The organism is Paenibacillus sp. JZ16 (assembly GCF_015326965.1).
Classification (GTDB): Bacteria; Bacillota; Bacilli; order Paenibacillales; family Paenibacillaceae; genus Paenibacillus_AQ.
In genome coordinates, this window is the sequence record NZ_CP017659.1 from 112,705 (window position 1) to 136,122 (window position 23,418).

Here is a 23,418-nt window from a genome sequence, read left to right on the forward strand (position 1 = left end):
TTCCAAACGGGGTAGGAGCATTCCCCGCTTAGCAAACGAAGTGCTATCATCAGAACATATAGCGGATTCAATCCCCCTGAAGCTGTAACGGTTCCAGGGGGATTTTGGTTATTAGAAGATACTCCAGTTCATCTCTTGGGATATGGTCTGCAGCAAATGCACGCCGGCATAGCTGTTGCCCTTGTCATTCAGTGCTGGGCCCAGCACACCGATTCCATAACGTCCGGGCACAAAAGTTAAAATGCCCCCTGAAACGCCGCTCTTGGCGGGCAACCCTACCTGAATAGCGAATTCTCCTGATGCGTTGTACATGCCGCACGTCGTCATAAACGTCCTGGCGATTTGAACATACCTTCTAGGTATGAGCGTGTTGCCGGTAAGCGGATCCGTACCGCTGCAAGCCAGCACTAATGCCATTCTGGCTAGATCGGCGCAATTCACAGCGATTGAGCAGTGCCGAAAATACACCTCTAACACCTCTTCAACATCTCCGCATAGAACCCCGTTTTCCTTCAAAAAGAATGCTATGGAACGATTCAGATTCCCGGTTTCCGATTCTGAACGGTAAACGCCCAAGTCATATTCCAAGCCAGCGTTGCCGGATAGCTCTTGAAGAAACTGAAGAATTCGGTCGGATTTCTCGCTCGGGCTGCCTCCGTGAATTAAGGAAGAAACGGTAATCGCGCCTGCGTTAATCATCGGATTGAAGGGAATGCCGGGCCTTACTAACTCCAGCTTCAGCATGGAATTGAAGTTGTCTCCGGTCGGCTCCATGCCAACCTTGCTGAAGACGGCATCCTCTCCATTGTCCATCAGGGCTAATATTAACGTAAACACTTTGGAGATGCTCTGCATCGTAAAGCGCAGCCCGCAGTCCCCGGCTGTGACGGATTCACCCATGGTGTTCAGAAGGGTGATGCCCAGAGCAGCATGCGGAGCTTTCGACAGCTCGGGGATGTAGGCGGCGACTCTGCCTCTGCTGACACATGGCAAGCTGGCTTCCAGCCAGCCGGGAAGCTGCTGTCGGATGGCTTCGATTTCGGTTGGCCTCATCTGTCAAACCCCTTTCTTGGTGTTAAACACCTTATAAGCCCGCCATGGCCGTGTCCATGCTGCGGGTTTTTGTTTTGTTCTGAGTAAGCATGCTCGTGTTCGTGTACTGAACAAGTTTGTTAAGCTTTATGTAAGGTTCGTATAAAAATCGTGTAAGGTTCGCCTTTTATAATTACATCTGTGCTTAACTAACGACAACTTGAAGGGGAACGCCATATGACAACCATATTACAAGCAAAACATGTAGAAAAAACATTCGGTAATCAAGGGAATCAATATACGGCATTGCACGATATCAATCTTGAAATTCAGGAAGGCGAGTTTGTCGGCATCATGGGACCATCCGGGGCAGGCAAATCCACGCTGCTGAATATTTTCTCGACGATTGATGCACCGACGGCAGGCGATATTACCATTGCCGGACAGCATATCGTGTCGATGAACGAGGAGCAGCTATCGGATTTTCGCCGGAATCAGCTCGGCTTTATATTTCAGGACTACAACCTACTGGACACACTCACGGTCAAAGAAAATATTTTGCTTCCACTGGCGTTGTCCAAGGTGCCTGCAGACGAGATTGAGAAACGGGTTAACGCGATTGCTGATACGTTCGGCATTCGCGATATCTTGAACAAATATCCTTATCACATCTCAGGTGGTCAGAAGCAGCGTACCGCGGCCTCGCGCGCCATTGTGGCCAATCCAAGCCTCATATTGGCGGATGAACCGACAGGGGCGCTGGATTCCAAGTCGGCAACCAGCCTGCTGCAAAGCTTAAAGAAACTAAATGAGATCGATCGTTCCACCATCATGATGGTCACTCACGATGCTTATGCTGCGAGCTACTGCAAACGTGTCATTTTTATAAAAGACGGACAGCTTTACCAGGAGCTTCATAGAGAAGACCAACTTCGCAAGGTGTTTTTTGAACAGATTCTGGAGGTACTGGCTGCACTTGGGGGTGAGCATGATGACACTGTTTAGCATAGCCAGGAAAAATATCCGTAAAAATTTCACCAATTACTTTTTGTACTTTGCTTCGATGATTTTTAGTATCGTCATTTACTTTACTTTTGTTTCATTAAAATATGATACTGCCATTCAGTCCGCAACGGAGGGATCGACAAAAATAAGTTCAGCCTTTAGCGGTGCCGCCGTCGTGCTGATCATCTTCGTGGCTATATTCATTTGGTATTCCAATTCCTTCTTTACCCGCAAGCGCAAGAAAGAAGTCGGATTGTATTCATTGCTCGGTGTTCGGAAGAAACAAATCGGCCGGATGTTATTTTATGAAAACTTTCTGATGGGTGTGCTGGCTCTACTAGCCGGGATGGTTCTAGGCTCCGTGCTGACGAGATTCTTTGTATCCCTGTTAATGAAGGTTATGGGATATGATGCGGTGTCGAATTTCTCGATATCGCCTGCGGCCATCATCAATACCACCATCGTATTTATGATTATTACGCTTATCACATCGCTGCAGGGTTACCGATTGATCTACCGGTTCAAATTGATTGAATTGTTTCATGCGGATCAGGAGGGAGAACGGAAACCGAAGGCCTCATGGCTCACCGCTATATTGTCTCTGGTGCTCATAGGCACCGGATATTGGCTTGCTCTGCAAAATCTGCTGGAATCCAAGGCTTGGGCGGCGATGGGATTCATGTTAACGCCGCTTGTCATCCTGATGACCGTGATTATCGGAACGTATCTGCTGTTCAGTACCCTGACCGTTACGTTGTTGAAATTGTCCAGAAACAACAAGAACAGATTCTGGAACGGGATGAACATGATTGGTGTCTCACAGCTTCTATATCGAATCAAAGGCAACGCGCGAACGCTCACCATCATTGCCGTACTTAGCGCGACAACACTTACCGCTGTTGGGACGGCTTACAGCTTTTATTACAGCAATGCAAGCAGCGCCCAGCAAGCGAACCCGAATAGCATGATGTGGATCTCCCATGACAGCAGCGTGACCAAACGCGCAGACGAGCGGATCGACTCAGCTGCGCATCATGAGCTGTTATATCATGTGTCCGTCCCTGTCCTTGAAGTGGATGCTGATGTCAGAGGGCTGAACGATGTTTTTTCGCATGATACCCAAACATACAGCATCATCTCCGAGCATGATTTTAACGAGCTGGCGAAGGTGCAGGGCCGCAAAGATACCCTTATTTTAAGCGGAGAAGAGGCCGTTGCCTTGGACCCGGCCTATTACGAAGGAATTTCACCGACGTATGTGGGTTCTACGGTCACGCTTAACCCGGACAAGCAGGAGCAGCAAATTACCTTTAAGGAATTGAAGAAATTCAGCGTGCTGAATATGGGGACCGTCTATTCTACAGTGGTCGTAAGCGACGAACTGTATACGCAATTGCAGAAACAGAACAACACGATTTTGCTGGAGGCTTATGGCATTTCGAATCAAGATAAAGCGAAGCAGTTAACGGAGGATCTAGAAGGCATCTTACCGGAAAGCGCCTCATTCGCCAGCTATTATCATAATTATGCGAGAGGTATGGAATCGTCAGGCCTGTTGATTTTTATGGGAGGATTCCTGGGACTTGTGTTCCTTACGGCTACAGGCAGCATCATTTATTTCAAGCAATTGACAGAGGCCAATTCGGACAAAGCAAGATATCAGATATTATACAAAATCGGGGTAAATCGGCGTGAGGTTAAAAAGAGCATTGCCCAGCAAGTGCTGTTCATCTTTGCTTTGCCGCTCGCTGCAGGCATTGCACACTGCGCTGTCGCACTATCTGCGTTGTCTAAGCTTCTGCATATGAATCTTGTGATTCCGGTCGTGATCTGTATGGCCGTTTATACCTGTGTTTATTTGATCTATTACGTTGTTACCGTTAGGTCCTACTATAAAATCGTAACCAAAACAAAATAACCAATCATAAAGGAGTACAGTCATGAAAAAAACGTTGATCTTCGGCGGCATTCTTGTCGCCATCCTCATTGGATTTGTTGTATTCATTCAAAATGTAAACATCAATCGCCTCGGAACAGAATCATATTATGTGCAAATCCAAGATGGAAACCGAGTGGAAGACAAAGCGGATAACGGAGAGAAATACATCTACTACGAGTACAACCTGGAGGGGTTCGACAAAGAAGGGAGCGCGAAGACGTTAACCTTTAGGGCAAATAAAGAGCTGCGAAAGGAAGCGTACTTGCGTTTATATGTTAAAGAAAAGGGAGTCAGTTCCTATCAAGAGGTACAGGCAAACGAAATTCCGGAAAAAGCCAAGATGAAGCTTGAAACGTTAGAAAAATAAGGACGATATCAGAGGGAGAGAATAACGTGACTCATCTAAAAGAAAAAACGACGAGCCTATCGAAGAAGGCTATCATTAGCTCACTTGTTTTGACATTGACTGCATGCCCGCTCATCAGCGCGGGTCATGCAGTGGCAAAAGCCGTTTCCCCGACTACAATTTCACAAGTCTCTGCGAGCGTTGAAGCGCATGCGCCGATTCAATATCATATTCAGGCGAGACTGAACGAGAAGAACATGACGATGCAGGGAAGCAGCATGGTTACCTATCGTAACACGAGTCAGGATACGTTGAATCAGCTGGTATTCCATACCTTTGCCGATGCCAACCGTTCGAAATCGACGCAGACGTCCATGTTTAAACGATCGAACGAAGAAATCAGCAAGAACCATCCGGAGAAGAAGCCCGAAGATTTTCTCGGAGGTATTGATATTCAAGGAGTGAACGCTAACAGCCAAGCTCTCGAGTTTCACAACAAAGATCAGGCTTTGATTATTCAATTGAAGGAGCCCTTACAACCGGGAGCAACAATAACGGTACATATGGACTTCTCTCTGAACATTCCGTATGGTTCGCAGCGCTTATCGTATTACCAGGATATTGTGAATGGCGCTCACTGGTTTCCGGTCATGTCGGTCTATGATGAAGAGAAGCATCAATGGAACACAACCCCTTACAGTCCAACGTTCGAAACCGATTATTATACTTCCGCAGACTATGAAGTAGAGTTCAACGTTCCCGACGATTATCAGGTGGCGATGCCAGGCACGATAACGACACGGAATGACGTGGAACCTGGCCGTAAGGTTGTTTCCGCTGTTTCCAACAATACAAGGGAATTCGTATTTTTTGCCAGTCCCAATTTCAAAGTGGACAGTGTTACCCGCGACGGCTTGACGATCGAATATTTTTATTTTGATAACGAACCCGGAAAGAAACAGGTTATTGATCGGTATATCGATCAGGCATTTAAAGCGATAGAATTTTTTGGTGATAAATACGGCGCTTATCCTTATCCGGAATTCCGAATCGTCGAGTCTTACGTGGAGGGCGTGGCTATCGAATATTCACGGGTCATTCAGATGGGACAGGTTGACAGCCAGGCCGATCCCGCGCAGGACACGGTATTCGTTCATGAAATTGCACATCAGTGGTTCCATGCTCTGATCGGGAACGATTCGGAGAACGAATCTTTCCTGGACGAAGGTTTTGCCGATTTTTCCAAGGTGTATTTTGCCGAGAAGCAGGGGGAAAAGCTGAACGGCTTTAGATCCATTCAATTTGACGATTCCCCGCTGGAACTTGCCATTGCGTCGAGCAATGACGAGGTGGGGGATATGGCTAGCCCGGTTTATTACGATAAAGGTCGCCAAGCGATTTACCAATTGTACCGGTCTGTTGGCGAAGAAAAGTTCGATCAGTTTATGAGGGAATATTTCAAACGCTATGTTCACAAAAATGCCACGATTGAGGGACTCCTCCAAACAATCGAAGACGTGCTGGGAGAAGAGGCCCGTAACGAAATGGCCACGGCTCTATACGAACCGGGCTTTGTACTTAAGCCTGAATACCAACTGTCAGAAGAAGAGAAAACAGCTTATATGCATGACCAGTTTCAATTGCTGTATCAAACATCCTTAAACCAAATTCCAGACTTGCCCTACGAAACGATGAGCCGCATCATGGAGAAGGCTCTCCAGGGAGAGCCGTTATCGATCGTTCTGAGTGATCAAGTAAGCAGTCCAGCACGCAAGCAGCAAGAAGCCATGGTGAACCAGCTCACGATGCTCTTTGATATCAGCGGAGTGAAATATGACGTTATTCGGGACCGCCAGGTATTGAAAAAGAAATTAAAGAAAGAACTGGGGACAAGCAATCTGATCGTGATTGGCAACGGTAAATCGAATGGGGTGATCCAGGCGCTGAAATCCGGTATCATCGAGCGGGCCAACAAAATGGGCTTTGCCTGGAAGGATACCATGAATCAACCAGGTGCTTCCGGAGCGTATGCGATCAAGCATCCATTCAATCATAATCGCCTAATGCTGCACTATTTCTGGAATGGAGATCATGTAACAGACGCAGCCTTGGAGACGTACATGGCAAAAATGCAGGAATCTCTAGGATTCACGAGCGCTTTTTATCACTACTATGTGTTGGACAAGAATGGCAAGATGGTGTTAGATAAACTGGAGGGGAATCCGCTATCGAAGTTTTTTGCGGAGGAGTAAGCTTGATGTTTGTCTCCTTCCCGAGCCATGCTCTGTTGAATAGCAGCCTGGCTGGTGGGAAAAATGTTGGTTATAGCAGGGGGTGAACGAATTGGCATTTGATCAAAAGGTACTTGTCGTTGATGATGAGACGGATATTGTCAGGCTTCTTCAAACCGTACTGATCAAGGAAGGCATCGATCAGGTGTATACTGCGGGATCAGCGGAAGCAGCATGGGTTGAATTCCAGAAATGGCAGCCTGATCTTGTTATTCTGGATATCATGCTCCCGGACGGAGAAGGATACGAAGTATGCAAGAAAATTCGCAGCGTCTCCAATGTTCCGATATTCTTCTTATCGGCCAAGACGGAAGAAATTGATAAAATCCTGGGATTCGCCATCGGCGGCGACGATTACATTACCAAGCCATTTAGTCCGAAGGAAGTGGCTTACCGGATCAAAGCCCGGTTTCGGAGACCGGATGTTACGGAGCAAGTGGACAAACCGAATCGCGTGATAAAGAAAGGCCCCTTTGAATTAGATGAAGAGAAGATAGAGCTGAAGAAGGACGGCAAAGTCATTCCACTAAAACCGAAAGAGCTGGGACTGCTCACGCTGCTGCTTAAGCATCCGGGCCAGATCATTAGTAAGGAAAGTTTATATGATCAGGTCTGGGGTGAGGAATTCTTCGGTTTTGATAATACCGTGATGGTTCACATCCGGAGGCTGCGGGAGAAAATAGAAGAGGACCCTTCCAATCCCCGGTATCTGCTCACGGTAAAAGGCCTTGGGTATAAGCTTGTCGTAGAGGATGAATAAGGGATGAAGTGGAAGCTGACCGGCAGGTATTTGGTCTCCGTGGTTCTTATCGTTGTCATCGTTATTATTATGAATATTGTGGTGATTATCGGCTTATTCATTCTACAATCGGTGAATGAGGATCTTCCAATCTTAAATAGGCAAACCTCAGCGGAATCGATATCCCGATCCTTCCAGGAACATATCGTAATAACGGAATCGGGTGCTTTGATAAGCGAGAAGGGCAAGGAGATTCTGGAGAAGAATCAAGCGTGGGTTCAAATTCTGGATGAGGATGGCGGGGAAATCTACCGCTATCTTGCTCCGGAGGAGGCCAAAACGAAGTACGCCCCCGTCGATATCGTGCAAATTTATAAGTATGTCGAGAAGGAAGTGCTGTCCACCGTTTTCGTTGGCGAAAAAAAGGGTTTCGAGCATCGTTACAGTTACTTGGTTGGATTTACGACTCCATACCTGGAGCGGCAAGTGTTAACCTTCGATTCCCGGAACTTTGCTCAGATGTTTAAGGTCTTTAGTGTTTCCATCATCATTATTGATGGATTGATTGCCTTATGCATCGCTTATATCTTCAGCAAGCGGCTGACCAAACCCATGTTTATCTTAATCGACAGCATTAAGCGTTTAGCTGGTCGTGATTATAACGTCTATCATCAACCTGAGGGGATTTATAAGGACGTGTTCGCCAATATCAATCTTTTGTCGCAAGAGCTGAAATCAAGCGAGAAGGAAAGAAAGAAATTGGATGCAATGAAGGAAGAGTGGATCGGAAATATCTCGCATGACATCAAAACGCCTCTTGCTTCGATTCAAGGCTATGCGGAGATGATCAAGGACACGGAATATCAGTTCTCCATGGATGAAATACGGGATTACGCCGGGATCATCGAAGGAAAGTCCAAATATTTGCGAGACGTGATTGAGGACTTGAATCTGTCGACCCGCTTGAGGAATAAAGAGCTGACGTTGAAGAAGAAAAATGTAAACATCGTAAGCCTGGTACGCAATGTCGTCATCGATACTCTCAATGACCCCAGGTATGCCAACCGGGACATTGATTTTAGCAGCAGTCATGAGGTTATTAAAATCGAGGTTGACGATATTCTGATACGCCGAGCGATCAGCAATCTGATCTATAATGCAATTGTTCATAACCGTGAGGATATTTCGATCAAGGTCCAGGTTGAGAAGTATGATGAGCATATCCTGATCCGTATAGAGGACAATGGAAAGGGCATTAAGCAGGAGGAGCTTGGAAGAATCTTCGATCGCTACTACCGTGGGACCAATACGGGAGAACTCCATAAGGGATCAGGTCTTGGCATGGCGATTACGCATGACATTGTGATTGCGCATGGAGGGAATATTCAAGTTCATAGCACGGTTGGCCAAGGCACGGTTCTTGAAATCAAACTGGAACGGAACAGCGCCCAATAGGAGTGATGGTTTTCCGAGGATATTAGGGACCATGGGCAGGAGTAAAAATACGCAAAAGGGATACACTACCGCAAAAGGAGTGTATCGCTTATGAAACTGCTTGTTAAGTTGTTGGTGCATGGAGTCTTGATTACGGCACTGCTGGTTGCACTTACCGATGCTTCGTTCACAGGCGCTGTCTTGACGGCATTAGGCATTGGCATCGTCGCTTATTTGGTGGGGGATTTATATATTCTGCCCCGAACCAGCAATATGATGGCAACGATTGCGGATGCCGGCTTAGTATTTGTGATGCTGTGGGTCATCGGTGGAGTTGCAAACTGGACTATCGATTTCTCGGAGGTCCTGCTGATTGCAGTACTTGCAGGAAGCTTTGAGTATTTGTATCATATGTGGCTCAGGGGCGAGCATTTGTTTGAAAAGAGACGGCGGGCCTCGTAACCACGGCAAAACCTCATATCGATAAATGTGCGTATACGATAAAGCCTGAGATATCAGGCTTTTTTGTTTGCCTATATGTCTATTCTATGAGTCTACCGAGCATATCGTAAAGCGAGCCCGAAGAATAAAATAACCCCATTGCTCATTCGAGAGCGATGGGGTTATTTTTATTTTTTACCTCTTAAGGCTTGGCATTTTTCCAGTAAGCATACGCATGCACCACGCTACCGGTAAAGGAAGGTGAATCCTTCAGTAAATCAGGCAGCTTGGCAAGCTCTTCCTCCATGTAAGCTGCTCCTTCTTCATAGAAGGTAATATGATCGCCTTCATGGCTGGCTTTGATTTCTACGGAAATCTTGATCGGTTTGCCCAGCTCATCGGCAAATGCGATCTCTTCCTTAGCTACGGCGACAATCCCGTTCGATCCTTCCGCTGCATCCCGGAAGGCCATGAGAGAAACATGGTCCATTCGGTTGATCATCCACTTGCTGAGTGACATATCTTGTCCGGGAACTTTGTATTTATCCAGCCACACGGCCATATCCATGCTTGCTTCCAGATTGGAATCTTTTTTCAATTCCGTAACAAAGGCATCCAGATTCGCGGTCCATTCGGAAATAACCTGCTGCGAATTTTCCCTCCATGCAGGCAGCACATAAGGCTCAATGTCCAAATGAATGCCATGAAAGCGCTCATTGCCTTCCACAGCGCGATTGTAGTTCTTCACATAATTGACCAATCGCATCATTCTGGGCCGGTTCTCCTCAAGTGCCCATATCGGATGGCCACCCATGGCATGGACCTCGATTCCGGCTGCAGCCGCTTGTTTAACAAACGACGAGTACGAACTGTACGGTTGCTCCAGGTCCAGCCTTACATAGAGCCAGTTCAAGTTTTTCTCTTTCGCAAAATCAAGAATTTCCTGACTGTTTTGAATTACTTCATGGGCTTCCCATATATATGTGCCTCTTACGATAGAGTCCCGTGTAACGGGATCAGCATTGGGCACGCGATCGCCTTCTCCCGGTTCAGGATTCGGATCGGGGGCCGGTGATGGGGAAGTAGGGTCCTTATCGTCTGGCGGCACGCTCCCATCATTAGACATGTTTTGCCAGTTGCGAATATCGTGGATAGCGATCCCGGCAAAGGAAGCATATGAACCGAGCGCGCTGGACAGATGTTCCAATTTGGCGTTCATTCTTTCCTTACCATGTCCATAAAAGCTGGTGTGAGGCTCACCCGGCATTTCCTTCGTGTTAACCCCGATAAGAATCTGCTTGCCAAGCCTGTTGGCAAGCTCAAGCTCATCTCGCGTCAGGTTCAGAATGCCATGCTCGGATTCTACTTCGTTCCGATAGGCCATAACGGTAACATGGTCAAATGTACCGATCAGCCATTCATTCAGACTGGTTCCATTACTCAGAGTGTATTGATCAAACCAGAAGGGGATGTCAATTCCGAGCTCCAGGTCGCTCCCGGATACTTGATTCAGGAACACCATAAGATTTTGTTCCCAGGTGCTGATGATTATGTCCTGCTCATCCTCCCACTGGGCAAGTACATACGGCTCTATATCAAGATGAATGCCGTCAAATCGGGCGCCGGCCGAAACCTTGCCGTTATAGTTGATCACCCAATCGGCGAGTCCGAGCATATCCTCCCGATGTTCGGTGAGGGCCCATCTTGGATCTCCTCCTAAAGCATGCACAGCAATTTGATTCTCATGCGCACGCTGTATAAATGCCTCGTAAACTTCGAACGGCATTTGACGATCAATCTGTAGGAAGATTAGATTAATTCCTTCTTCCCGGGAAAAATCAAGCAGTTCTTCGCCGCCATCCTGAATCAGATCCGTCTGCCAGATCCAAGTTGCTTTTGTTGTAGCATTTTCTCCATAAGCCGGGGTTTGAAGCCCCACCAGAAGCATGACAGCCAACAGGCCGGCAAGCATCGGGTAACCTTTTACTTTCATGTTTTCCCTCCGTTTCTCTACGAGAACTCCACGTATTCTCTATTTAGTAAACGGGGTTATTATAGCATTGATGCCTCAAAAAAAGATGAGACCTTGTTCTTACGGGACAGGTGGCAAGCAATAGATCGAACAAATGATCGGTTTAAAAGGAACTATGATATATTTGGAAAAATATAACTAAATTATATAAATTATATGAATTTAAACAAGATTAAGGCTAACTACTCAGGAAGAAAGTTGTGTTTTTGGCTTCTATATGGCCTAGTGTCACTGTTTATAATGAAGAGCATCATTAAATTTATGGGTTATGAAGGAGATTCTAATGCTTTCATCATAGCGGCTAGTAATTTAAGGGAGAGGAGCACCTAGTAGAGGTGGTAAGTAAGATTTTATCATATGGAAATGAATCGTAATGTTGATTTCGAAAAGCATTCCCGTATACCGTTTGGCATTCAAGTCCATCCTAGGACTAAAAACATAAGGGTGGGCGCACATGATTAATTTGGAATCGAGATTGGAGAATATCGAAGACCGTTTTGTGAATATAGACACCTATCTATGTAAACATGAGTTTACGTTAGCCGGCAATTGGGATTATAAGCATGGTTATCTGGACAGGCGCTTGGATCAGGAGCGGATGGTGTGGCTTCGGATCCCTTTTCTGGTCACCAAAGGCAGCCTGGATGGCGAATGCGGCGGTTGTCATGCTACGATAAAGCTCGGCCGTCCATTCGTATTTAGACATATATACAATACGGGAACCGACAAGCATGCAGCACCTCGTTTATTAGGAGCACTCTTTGATCAATTCCAGGCTCCGATCGACCCTGACGCATCGGTGGACGAGATGTGGATTGAACAAGCACGAAAAGTCTTGGATGAAGTGGAGACAGGGTACTTGCACTGATACTCGGCGCTAACGAGGAGATCAAGTTTGCTTGATCTCTTTTTTTATAGTTACATCATAATAAGCAAGGAGCTCTGACGTTTGCTGCGGTCAAAGGGCTCCTTTTTTGTATGAGTGAACAGAATAGGGGATTAAAGAATATCCTTTGAAAAATTAAGTATTTTCGTAAAAGCGGGCTCAATGTTAAAACATCCTGATATAGTTGGAGAAACTGGCTTCAATATGTGCCAACTTGGATCAATTAAATAAATGAAGAAGGTGATACCCACCCATGAACAAAAAAACATTATTTAATGATGGATGGACATTTGCAAAAAGCAGTCTTGATCATACGGATTCGGCGAATCTGAAATTCCAACCCGTGGATATTCCCCATGATTGGCTTATTTATAACACGGAGAATTTATATGAAAACAGCATAGGCTGGTACCGGAAGCAATGGACGTGGAATGGCGATGGAGCTCAGGTTCTGCTGTGTTTTGACGGGGTGTATATGGATTCTTCCGTCTATGTCAATGGTCATTGCGTGGGTGAATGGAAGTATGGCTATTCCTCCTTCGAACACGAAATCACGGATTTCCTGGCAGAAGGGGAGAATGACATCGTTGTGAAGGTTGTGTTTCAAAGTCCGAACAGCCGGTGGTATTCGGGAGCGGGCATCTATCGTAATGTGTGGTTAAAGATAAGGGAAGCGAACCATATCGCAACAGACGGCATTTATATATCAACAAAATGTCAGGAAAATGAATGGTTGGTCGAAGTCGACACAGAAATGAATATCGTAGATGATGTGGTCATCAACCATACGCTCCTGAAGGATGGTCAGAGGATCGCAGAGGTGTCCAATTGCGTCAACGCTAGCAGCACTGGCAATTTAACGAATACACAAACGATAGCTGTTGAGCGTCCATGGCTCTGGAGCCCTGATGAACCTCATCTGTATCAGTTGGTTACCGAGATGCGGGTGACTGGAATGGATCTTCCGACTGACCAGTACGATGAAATGGTAGAATCGGTATCGCACAACGTGGGATTCCGCCATATTCAGCTTGATTCGAATCAGGGGTTCCTTCTGAACGGCCGCAAACTGAAATTGAACGGCGTATGCGAGCATCATGATCTCGGAGCTCTGGGTGCAGCGTTTAACAAAACGGCCTTAGCCAGAAGGTTTGCTATTCTGAAAGACATGGGGGTTAATGCGATCCGCACCGCTCACAATATGCCTGCGAAGGAATGGATGGATCTTGCGGATGAAATGGGGCTGCTGATCGTATCGGAAGCCTTTGATATGTGGGAAAGACCGAAAACCCCTTATGATTATGCAAGATTTTTCCCGGATTGGGTTCAGCGCGACGTGAAGAGCTGGGTCAAACGGGATCGGAACCATCCGTCCCTTATCATGTGGAGCATCGGGAATGAAATATATGATACCCATGCGGATGAGAGGGGGCAGGAAATAACAAGAATGCTGATGGCGGAGGTCCAAAGATACGATCCCAAGCAAAATGCAAGCGTTACCATCGGGTCGAATTATATGCCTTGGGATAACGCTCAGTTATGTGCCGATATCGTAAAGGTGGCAGGTTATAACTATGCCGAGAAGTATTACGAGAAGCATCATCAGGCACATCCGGATTGGATCATCTATGGCAGCGAGACCGCATCGGTCGTACAAAGCCGAGGCATCTATCATTTCCCGTTTGAAAAGTCCATTCTGGCCGATGACGACGAGCAGTGTTCCTCCCTTGGAAACAGCTCGACCAGTTGGGGGGCGAAATCGGCGGAGGCCTGCATTCTGGCAGAGCGAGATATGCCCTTCTCGCTGGGACAGTTTATATGGACCGGATTCGATTATATTGGAGAACCTACGCCGTATCATACCAAAAACTCTTATTTCGGACAGATCGATACGGCAACCTTCAAGAAAGATTCTTATTATATCTATCAAGCAGCCTGGACGGATTACAAAACGAAACCCATGGTGCATCTGCTGCCATACTGGGATTTCAACGACGGCCAAATGATCGATGTTCGCATCTGTTCCAATGCGCCAAGCGTCGAGCTGCAGCTGAATGGGGAAACCATCGGTACGCATGATATTGACCATGCACACGGAAGACAGCTGGTGGGTTGGTGGAAGATTCCTTATGCAAAAGGCGAATTGAAAGCGATCGCTTATGACGAAGCTGGCCGTATCGTGGCTGAGGATACAAGAACCTCTTTTGGCGATGCCAAGCGTATTGTTTTGTGCCCGGATAAAGAAGAATTAACAGCCGATGGAACAGACCTCATCTTCCTGGAAATTGCGATGGAGGATGAGGACGGCCATTCCGTCGAGAACGCGAATAACCGGGTAGAGGTGCATGTGACGGGTGCCGGGCGGTTGCTTGGACTCGATAACGGAGACAGCACGGATTACGATCCGTACAAAGGCCGGAGCCGAAGATTGTTCAGCGGCAAGCTGATGGCAATCATCGGAGCCACATTGGAGCCTGGCCCAATTCGAATCGAAGTGTCTTCCAATGGTTTGGAGAGCCGATGCCTACATCTGACATCCATCCCTGCGCAGGATGAATTGACAAAGGGCATATCGGCAAGCATGAATAACGAAGAGGGGCCGTGCCTCACGGGGAACATGCTCGAGCTTCCGCTTCGCAAGATTGAACTGATCAGCGAAGGAGGTCAATCATTTCATCCGTCCAATCGGGAAATGGTGGTGCGTGCACTGTTACATCCACCGGAGACCTCTTATCAAGAGGTTGAATGGGCTGTCGTGAATGATGCCGGCATTGAATCCAATATCGCCAGCGTGGAAGCGGATGGCCATGAAGCCATCGTAACTGCTCTTGGCGACGGTGAGTTTCGTTTGAGATGTACGAGTCGGAACGGGACGGATAAAACCAAGCTCATCTCCCAGCTTGAATTTCAAGTTGACGGTTTGGGTGCGGCCTACAAAGACGCATACTCCTTCATCTCCGCAGGACTGTATGATTACAGTCAAGGTGATGTGGGAAACGGGAACGAAAGAGGCGTAGCTACGAGCAGAGACGGCGAGACGCAAGTCGGATTTCGGGACATCGATTTCGGTCCCCATGGCTCCGATACGATCACCATTCCGATATTTGCACTCTCAAGCGAAGCGTACTCGCTGCAAATCTGGGAAGGCATGCCTGGTGAGGAGGGCAGCTCCTTGCTGGCCGACTGCACTTATCAGAAAGAGTCCAAGTGGAACGTGTATCAGGAAGAAACCTACCGGCTATCCAAGAAGCTGCGCGGCATCACGTCAATATGCTTTGTCCTGCGCCAGAAGGTGCACATCAAAGGGTTTTATTTTCAAGCGGGGAATCGGGCCTTCGAGCAGCATTATGCCGCAGATGGTGATCGAATCTACGGAGATAGCTTTACGATTATGGATGACAAGGCTGTTGAAGGTATAGGAAATAATGTTTCCCTCGAGTTTGACCTAATGGATTTCTCAGAAGCAGGCACTTCAAAACTGATTGTGTACGGGCGCTCGGCCATAGATAAAAACACGATTCATATCCGGTTTGCCAATTCGGCGGGAGAAAGCAATCAGCTTGTTGAATTTACGCAAACTGATGGATACGAAGAGCAAGTGTTCGATCTGGAGCATGTGAACGGCAAACAGAAGGTGACGTTCATCTTCCTGCCGGGAAGCCAGTTTGATTTTGGCTGGTTCCGGTTTGTACGATCCGGTTTCATAATACAAGGGGTGACTCAAGGCTGCTGATCCAATCGGCAGCCTTCTTTTGTTAGGAATTGAGGTAAGGTCCATCTGAACGGATCGATAGGATTTTAATTAACCCTGCGGTATAATTAAATGATCGACATACCTGGATGGAAGGGACCGTGATGGAAATGAAGCAAACCAATAACCCGAGGAGTAAAAGAGGGCGCAGGATTGTCATATGGACCCTGTCTATATTAGTCATTATTACCATAGCAGCTAGTGTTCTACTGGATTCTCTTACTTACAAACCGCTCGATGAAGCGAAAGCGGTGTTTCAAAGTGATACGAAAGTAGTTGTCGAACACCTCAAGGACGGCTATCGTTTCGAGCCGGTGGGCGGGGAGATGACCCAGCCTGACATTATTTTTTATCCGGGTGGATTGGTGGAGCCTGAAAGTTATGCGCCTTTTGCCAAGAGAATGGCGGAGAAGGGGCACCGCGTATATATTGCATCCATGCCTTTGAATCTCGCCTTCTTCGGACAGAATAAAGCGGATTCCTTCATATCGGAGCATCAAGACAGACGTTATGTCATTGGCGGGCATTCCTTAGGCGGGGTTTTTGCTACGAGATATGCTGCTGAACATGCGGATGTCATTGATGGGGTTTACTTCATGGCATCCTACGCGGATGATGGAGGCAAGCTAAACGGGTTGAATATGTCCGCGCTTCAAATCACCGGTACGCAGGATGGCGTTCTTGATCGAACCGAGTGGGAAGCTGCAAGAAAGAACCTGCCGAACGATACGACATACGTGGATATTGCGGGCGGCAATCACGGACAATTCGGTTCTTACGGTTTCCAAAAGGGAGACAACGAAGCTTCCTTAACCCCAGCAGAGCAGTTGATCGAAGTGACGGAAGCCATGGACCTCTGGATCCAGGGACTCGATTCGTTTCAACGCTGAAACTGAAATGTAACCCGATTGAAACTTCTACGTATATAGGTTATAAACATGGGTACATGTTAAACACTTAAAGAAGTTGAGGGATTCCATCATATGAATGTGGCGTATACAGACTATGCCGATACGGGATATCGGCGGGCTGAGCAGAAGGCAGCTCAGTATTTTGCATCACTTTATGTACAGGTTAAGGAAAAGAGTTATGTGCCGATCCTGACAGAGGACATTCTAATATGGAAAAGGAAGCATATTCATCGTCCTTCATGGCTGTCTTTTTTATCGCGCGGAAAGAAGAAACCGGATAGCCGGGATTATCATAAATATATCGGCTGGCTTCATTATACAGGTGAATTGGATAATTACTTGGATCGAAGCATTTCCTATATTTATATGAGAGACCTGGGGATGGACCTGAATTCGCCTGACACGAAGGCCCGAATTCGGCGCGTTGCCCAAGATACCAAGAAACTTCTGCTTCGCTCGAACAATAGGAACGGTGGAGGTACGCCGGATTACATGAGTTTGGCCGGGCTGTACCGATGGGCCCAGAAGGAAGGCATCGAGAATGCCGTGATTTGGGTCATTAACAAACTGAAGCTCGTGGCGACCCATATCCCGGAGGAGATGGATGCGGACCAAGCTCAACGCAAATTGATTAAAATTATCGTAGGCGTTGTTATGCACGTCATCGAGGATATGAATGTCGAGACATCGCCTGCGGAGCGCTCAGCCCGCCTTGATGATGCTATCCGGCTGGGATATTCCTATGGGTTGACCTATCCTTTTATAGACGATCTGCTCGATTCAAGGGTACTTAACGCTCAAGAGAAGGAACAGTACTCCCAGATGATACGTCAGGCGCTCCTTACTGGAACGGTACCGGAGCTTGGGCAGTGGAGCGGGAAGAACATGGATCTCGTTCAATTCGTTCATAAGGAACTTCGGGATGCATTTGAGTATATTCAGGGACACCAACGCCCGGAAACGCAGCATGCTTTTTTCGAGCAGTCTAATGTGTTTTTTCATTCCCAGCATATTGACCGCATTAAGGATCTGGGCAATCCCAATTACAGTAACGAGGAATTATATCTGCCAATCATCCTGAAATCATCGTCCTCCCGCTTGATCGTCCGTTCCGTTATCAGCGCTTCGGCGGATGAAGGCTTTGAGGACCGGACCTTCTTCTACGGTATCTACAACCAGCTGGCCGATGATTTTGCCGATATGTTTCAGGATATGGAAGACGGGGCGGTAACCCCGTATACGTACTATTTAAAATATCGCGGTCAGCGTACGGATCTTATCAATCCTTTTGAAATGTACTGGGCGGTTATTTCCCATCTGATTCATGGGGTGTATCATTCGGACGCCAAGACGCGAGAGGTGATGCTGGACCGGGCCATTAACGGCCTGAAGCGTTGTAAGGAACGGGTCGGTGCTGAGAAATATAACGAAATCATGGATATTTTTGCATCCGGTAACCCGGAATTCAATCGGCTTGTCCAGCAAATGGTTCGAACAGCCGATCAGGTGGATTTCTTCGATAAGTTGCTGCGGGACCAGATGGTTACGGTGCTCCGAAACGAGCGGAAGGAAAAGGATTATTTTATCGATACCATTAAAACCGTTCGAAATGAGATTAACAACAGCTTGCAAATCGCAAAGCCCCTTGGCATTCCACCCATGAAAGAGTCGCTGATTGACGCCGCCAATTATACGCTCGATGGGGACGGCAAACGTCTAAGACCTATCTTGACTTGGGTTATGGCGGTCAACGAATACGGTTTGCAAGCTTCCGCCATCGTGCCGCTGCTAAGGTCGCTTGAATACATGCACACCGCTTCCTTAATATTCGATGATTTGCCGTCTCAGGATAACGCCTCTACCCGTAGAGGACGACCGACCCTGCATCGGGTTCATGATAGCGCCACGGCGGAAATCACCGGTTTGTTCCTGATTCAGAAGGCTATCGAAGAACAATCGTCCCTTGATGGGTTTGATCCCCAGACGGTATTAAAGCTGATTCAATATTCGTCTCAGCGAGCGGGAGATATGTGTTCGGGCCAGGCGATGGATTTGAATTCAAAAGGGAAGGCATTGTCTTTGGAGGAGCTGAATACGGTATGTTATTACAAGACGGGCATTGCCTTCGAGGCATCTCTCGTCATGCCTGCCATCCTCGCTCAGGTGAAGGAGACCGAAATTGCGACATTGAAGAAATTCGCCTACCATGCGGGCATTGCCTTTCAGATTCAGGATGATTTGCTTGATGTGCAGGGCGATATGGAGCAGCTCGGGAAACCCGGAGGACAGGATGCGGAGAATAATACATCGACCTTTGTGAGCATTTTGGGTCAGGAAGGCGCCAGTCGGGAAATGTGGGAGCATTATTGCCTGGCTATGGAGGCGCTGCAGGAGATGCCGCGCAATTCGGCGTTTCTCAAGCATTTATTAAATTACATGGTAAATCGAGATCGTTAAATTGCTTCTATTAAATTGTTAATGTTCAATCATGAGAAAAATATCCCGAGAGGAAGTGTTGGCGTGAATGCCAGCACTTTTTTTGGTTATGGCATTGGTTTAAGCCATGCTTGCTGCATGCGTGTTACAAGGATGATATTGTGCAAAAGCAGCAATTCAGAAGAAACACAGCGTATTCCCTATAGATACAATAAGCCCTATGATACGCTTTTAGCCAGCGACCTGTCGCCGATTGAAAGAACGCCCCGTCTGAGCACGCCGGTTAGTATCGTGGTTGGCGAACAAAGTCCTGAATCCATGCTGGAGGTTGGGAAGCAGCTAAGCCGAGCTATTCCAAACGCCAAAAAAACGATTCTAGAGGGCCAAGATCATATGCCGGATCCGGAATGGTTGCTGCCATTACTCTCAAGCTTTCTTTACAAGTAGTTAAAGTGGAGAAGAATAAAAGCGAGATTGTTTTTTTGATAAAAAAGTACAGTTCTTGCTGCAAGGAATTTGGTATGATGACCTCATAGCCAATCCAACTTGATAGGGGGCAACAGGATTTGAAATGCAGAGCGGTGAAATCGTTCAACGCGCCATTGATTATATCGAGGATCATCTGACGGAATCACTGACACTTGAGGGGATTGCCGACGTGGCGGCCATGTCGCTGCCCAATTTATACCGTTTGTTTCATAGCCTGACGGGACACCCCATTAAAGAATACATACGTAAACGCAGAATCAACGAAGCCGCCAACTGCTTGCGAAATAGCGACTTGCCGACCATCGATATCGGGTACCGCTGCGGATTTGAGTCGTATCCGACATTCATTAAAACCTTCAAGAGACTCACGGGACAGACTCCAGGACAATATCGAAGATCTCAGGTGGTTTACAGCTTCGAACGGATGAATCTGAAAGAGCATGTAAGCTATTTGGAAGAACGGGCCTTATCAGAACGATTTCCTGAAGTAAGGGTCATCCGTCTGAATCCTCAGCAAGGGATCGGCCATCTCTTCGTTTCCGAGTATGAGGAGGGTATAGAGACCGCTGCGATCGATCATTTTCGCGAACGGTTGTCATCACACCGTATCGATCTCAATGGGCTGAGGCTCTTCGGTTGGAACGTGGACATGGAAGGTGAAACCAAGCCCTTCGGTTATCAACTGCTGGCTGTAGGCACGATGGAGCAAGCCGAGATGATGAAGCATTCGGAACTTTATTCCCTGACGCTTGCGGGTGGATTGTATGCAGTGGCCCGAACGCCGTCGGTAGCGGAAGACAGTATTCAAAACACCTGGAACCGTTTGTTCTCCGAGTGGCTGCCCCGCAGTGTGTTTGAGCAAGGAAAGCATGAGTTCATTGAAGAATATGCGCTGAACCGGGATCAAATTGTTCGGATGAAGCTTTATCTTCCGGTGGAACGAAGCAAGCTGGTGAAACCTATTGAAATCGTGCAGTTGTCTTCGCTTAAGGTGATGCGCTTTCGAAGGACGGGTATAAATTGCGTCAAACAAGCGGATGAAGCTTCCATTGCCTGGTTATGCCGTAATGGATTGATGGAAGATTCGCGAATCCGCATATTCATGCACTGTGACGGTGGACTGCTGGATGAAGGCTCTGTTTATGAGGTTTATATAGCTCCTCCTGAGGATTTTCTTCCTTCCTGTGAAGAAGCAGATCTACAAGTTGAGCTGGAAGGCGGAATGTATGCTTGTCTGGAGTCAGGTGCCGCTGGCACGATGACAGGTGTACTTGAAAGAGTGGATCGATGGCTCGATATGTCAACCGAGTATAGGCCGGATCCAGGACGCTTTTGGTATGCGAGTTATTTGCCTAAAGAAGAGGCGGATCTCGGGATGATCAGAGTGAAGTGTTATGTTCCTGTTCAAATCATGTCATGAGCATAAGAATGGAGGGAGTTCATGGGCCGATTGCCTATCGAAAGAGTGCAGCCGGAGGGGTATCGTCCGTTTACGACACCACGCGTGTTAAAAATGATACATGGAGGCAAAAATATGAGCGAAGTGCGTGATAATCTCAACTATGCAGAGGTAAGTCCGATTAAGAACAAAGTGGGCAGCATATTCATCCCGGTTCGGGATATCGAAAGGTCGCGCAGCTGGTACTGCCGTGTACTCGGAATAGCGGAAGATGATTGCCAGGTGATGAATGGTCATTTATGCCCTTTGCCCATGGAAGGAACGGGCGTGATTCTGGATACCATGCCGAAGTGGGGAGGAGATCAGCCGGGGGGAGCCCCATCTATCGATACTCCTGCGTTCATGCTGCTGACAGAAGATCTGGAAGGATCGTTAGCTTACATGAAAAAGCTCGGAGTAGAGCTCGTGACGGAAATTGAACATCATCATTGGTTCGTCATAAAGGATCCCGATGGAAACAAACTTATGATATGTCGTGAATAAGTAACCCGATTTTGAAACCATAGATAAGATTGCGATTTACGTAAAAAGGGTACGTCGAGCTTGGGAATGTTCCATTCACTGAAAAAAACATTGGTGGTAGTAAAAGGTAGATATTGAAGGGACTCTAGGCCGGGGCTTGCACCGGCTTTTTTGATAGGATAGGAACTATGGAGTACTGATATAAATGTAAAAAAATATAAATTGAGGTTGATAGTGGTATATAATGAACCTATAATGGAAATGTAAGCGCATTATTTTACGTAATGTCCTCGAACAACAAGTGGATTTACCATCATAGATTGGTTGCATGGCAAATCATAGAGAACGAGAAAGAGAGGTGACACGAAGCTTAGTAGACGGTTCGCTAGAAGAACAGCTATGAGGTGCACAGGTATCCATGAAGCCTTTAATTCGATCATAATTAGGAGGGAACATGATGCTAAGAAAAGGAATAAGTGTCGTTATACTGTTCAGTCTTCTGGTCGTTCTAATGCCTGTCAACAAAGTCAATGCCGCACCGAACTGGAATTTGGTATGGAGTGACGAGTTCAATGGGACCTCGCTCAACAGAGCCAATTGGACACCGGAAATCGGTACCGGCAGCGGCGGATGGGGAAACAATGAGCTGCAGTATTATACCGACCGGGCACAGAATGTTCAGGTAACTGGCGGTAACCTTGTTATTACAGCGCAGAAGGAATCCTACGGCGGGATGAATTACACTTCTGCCCGGATCAAAACCCAGGATTTGAAGAGCTTTACTTACGGGAAAGTAGAGGCGCGGATCAAGCTGCCATCGGGTCAAGGTCTATGGCCGGCGTTCTGGATGCTGGGAAGCAATATCAGTTCGATCGGCTGGCCGAAAAGCGGAGAAATTGACATTATGGAACGGGTAAACCATAATCCTTACGTGAATGGTACCGTACACTGGGATGCAGGAGGGCATGCCGAATATGGACGAGTATCCGGCAATTTGGATTTCTCCCAGTTCCATGTCTACAGCATAGAGTGGGATTCCAAATATATTCGTTGGTTTGTAGACGGTCAGCAGTTCAATGAATTCTATATTGAGAATGGAACCGGCAATACCGAGGAATTCCAGCGCCCGTTCTTTCTATTATTGAATTTGGCAGTCGGCGGAAATTGGCCTGGAAGTCCGAACAATTCCACGCCGTTCCCATCGCAGATGCTGGTGGATTATGTACGCGTGTATCAAGACAGTGGTGCATCGAACGTGATCAGTGATGGGATTTACACGATCGCTTCCAAGGCGAGCGGCAAAGTGATGGATGTTGTGGATGTCTCCATGGCAAGGGGAGCCAAGATTCAGCAGTGGACCAACTACGTTGCCAATAATCAAAGATTCAGGGTAGAAAGCACCGGAGACGGGTACTACAAGCTCACAGCCGTGCACAGCGGAAAGGTTCTTGATGTGCCGAATTCGTCCACAGCCACCGGCGTTCAGCTGCAGCAATGGGACGATAATGGATCGAATGCGCAGCGATGGAGAATCGTTGATGTTGGCGGAGGCTATTACAAACTTGTGTCCAAAGTAAGCGGACTGGCAGTCGATGTAGCCAGTGCGTCCACAGCAGATGGGGCGGTTGTCCAGCAGTGGACGGATAATGGTACGGATGCGCAGAAATGGATGTTCACCAAAATTAACTAAACTTGGACAAGCAGCTCCGTAAGGGGCTGCTTGTTTGGTTATGAAGAAGGTTGGCTTATTCCTGTTCCGGCTGAC

The 23,418-nt window shown here is 47.2% G+C and carries 17 protein-coding genes; 15 read left to right on the forward strand and 2 right to left on the reverse strand.

Annotated features, from left to right (window positions below):
* Positions 1-111: 111 nt before the first annotated feature.
* On the reverse strand, positions 112-1,053 hold the full coding sequence (glsA, locus tag BJP58_RS00525) for a glutaminase A (RefSeq protein WP_194542331.1): 942 nt from the start codon (positions 1,051-1,053) through the stop codon (positions 112-114).
* Between the two features lie 216 nt (positions 1,054-1,269).
* Here glsA and BJP58_RS00530 point away from each other — a divergent pair, with 216 nt between their 5' ends.
* The 7 genes from BJP58_RS00530 (at position 1,270) to BJP58_RS00560 (ending at position 9,248) form a co-directional block, all read left to right on the forward strand.
* A complete protein-coding gene (locus BJP58_RS00530; RefSeq protein WP_194542332.1) occupies positions 1,270-2,037 on the forward strand; it encodes an ABC transporter ATP-binding protein in 768 nt (255 codons plus the stop codon).
* The gene (locus BJP58_RS00535; protein ID WP_194544757.1) at positions 2,024-3,955 is read left to right on the forward strand and encodes an ABC transporter permease; all 1,932 of its coding nucleotides are present in this window, start codon (positions 2,024-2,026) and stop codon (positions 3,953-3,955) included. The genes BJP58_RS00530 and BJP58_RS00535 overlap by 14 nt, the downstream gene beginning before the upstream one ends.
* A 22-nt stretch (positions 3,956-3,977) precedes the next feature.
* A complete protein-coding gene (locus BJP58_RS00540) occupies positions 3,978-4,343 on the forward strand; it encodes a YxeA family protein (protein ID WP_194542333.1) in 366 nt (121 codons plus the stop codon).
* A 26-nt stretch (positions 4,344-4,369) separates the two neighbouring features.
* Positions 4,370-6,574, forward strand: coding sequence for a M1 family metallopeptidase (locus BJP58_RS00545; RefSeq protein ID WP_194542334.1), 2,205 nt, complete (start codon positions 4,370-4,372; stop codon positions 6,572-6,574).
* A 91-nt stretch (positions 6,575-6,665) separates the two neighbouring features.
* The gene (locus BJP58_RS00550) at positions 6,666-7,373 is read left to right on the forward strand and encodes a response regulator transcription factor (protein WP_199341195.1); all 708 of its coding nucleotides are present in this window, start codon (positions 6,666-6,668) and stop codon (positions 7,371-7,373) included.
* A 3-nt stretch (positions 7,374-7,376) separates the two neighbouring features.
* Entirely contained in the window at positions 7,377-8,807 is a 1,431-nt protein-coding gene (locus tag BJP58_RS00555; RefSeq protein WP_194542336.1) for a sensor histidine kinase, read from the forward strand.
* Positions 8,808-8,897: 90 nt separating this feature from the next.
* Positions 8,898-9,248: a DUF2512 family protein gene (locus tag BJP58_RS00560; RefSeq protein WP_194542337.1), complete on the forward strand. Its 351-nt coding sequence runs from the start codon at positions 8,898-8,900 to the stop codon at positions 9,246-9,248.
* Positions 9,249-9,429: 181 nt separating this feature from the next.
* Here the strand turns inward: BJP58_RS00560 and BJP58_RS00565 are convergent, their stop codons facing one another.
* Positions 9,430-11,220 (reverse strand): hypothetical protein, encoded by a 1,791-nt coding sequence (locus tag BJP58_RS00565; protein ID WP_194542338.1) that lies wholly within the window; start codon positions 11,218-11,220, stop codon positions 9,430-9,432.
* Between the two features lie 493 nt (positions 11,221-11,713).
* Between BJP58_RS00565 and BJP58_RS00570 the strand changes: the two genes are divergently transcribed.
* The 8 genes from BJP58_RS00570 (at position 11,714) to BJP58_RS00605 (ending at position 23,343) form a co-directional block, all read left to right on the forward strand.
* On the forward strand, positions 11,714-12,127 hold the full coding sequence (locus BJP58_RS00570) for a YugN-like family protein (protein WP_113058021.1): 414 nt from the start codon (positions 11,714-11,716) through the stop codon (positions 12,125-12,127).
* 271 nt (positions 12,128-12,398) lie between these two features.
* Entirely contained in the window at positions 12,399-15,878 is a 3,480-nt protein-coding gene (locus tag BJP58_RS00575) for a glycoside hydrolase family 2 TIM barrel-domain containing protein (protein ID WP_194542339.1), read from the forward strand.
* A gap of 122 nt (positions 15,879-16,000) precedes the next feature.
* On the forward strand, positions 16,001-16,786 hold the full coding sequence (locus tag BJP58_RS00580; RefSeq protein WP_336245434.1) for an alpha/beta hydrolase: 786 nt from the start codon (positions 16,001-16,003) through the stop codon (positions 16,784-16,786).
* A gap of 93 nt (positions 16,787-16,879) precedes the next feature.
* Positions 16,880-19,264, forward strand: coding sequence for a polyprenyl synthetase family protein (locus tag BJP58_RS00585; RefSeq protein WP_194542340.1), 2,385 nt, complete (start codon positions 16,880-16,882; stop codon positions 19,262-19,264).
* Positions 19,265-19,285: 21 nt separating this feature from the next.
* Positions 19,286-19,690: an alpha/beta fold hydrolase gene (locus BJP58_RS00590; RefSeq protein ID WP_194542341.1), complete on the forward strand. Its 405-nt coding sequence runs from the start codon at positions 19,286-19,288 to the stop codon at positions 19,688-19,690.
* Positions 19,691-19,814: 124 nt separating this feature from the next.
* A complete protein-coding gene (locus BJP58_RS00595) occupies positions 19,815-21,152 on the forward strand; it encodes an AraC family transcriptional regulator (RefSeq protein WP_194542342.1) in 1,338 nt (445 codons plus the stop codon).
* A 93-nt stretch (positions 21,153-21,245) separates the two neighbouring features.
* A complete protein-coding gene (locus BJP58_RS00600; protein WP_374198242.1) occupies positions 21,246-21,674 on the forward strand; it encodes a VOC family protein in 429 nt (142 codons plus the stop codon).
* Between the two features lie 436 nt (positions 21,675-22,110).
* Complete coding sequence (locus BJP58_RS00605; protein WP_194544759.1) at positions 22,111-23,343, forward strand: RICIN domain-containing protein; 1,233 nt, start codon at positions 22,111-22,113, stop codon at positions 23,341-23,343.
* Positions 23,344-23,418 lie beyond the last annotated feature (75 nt).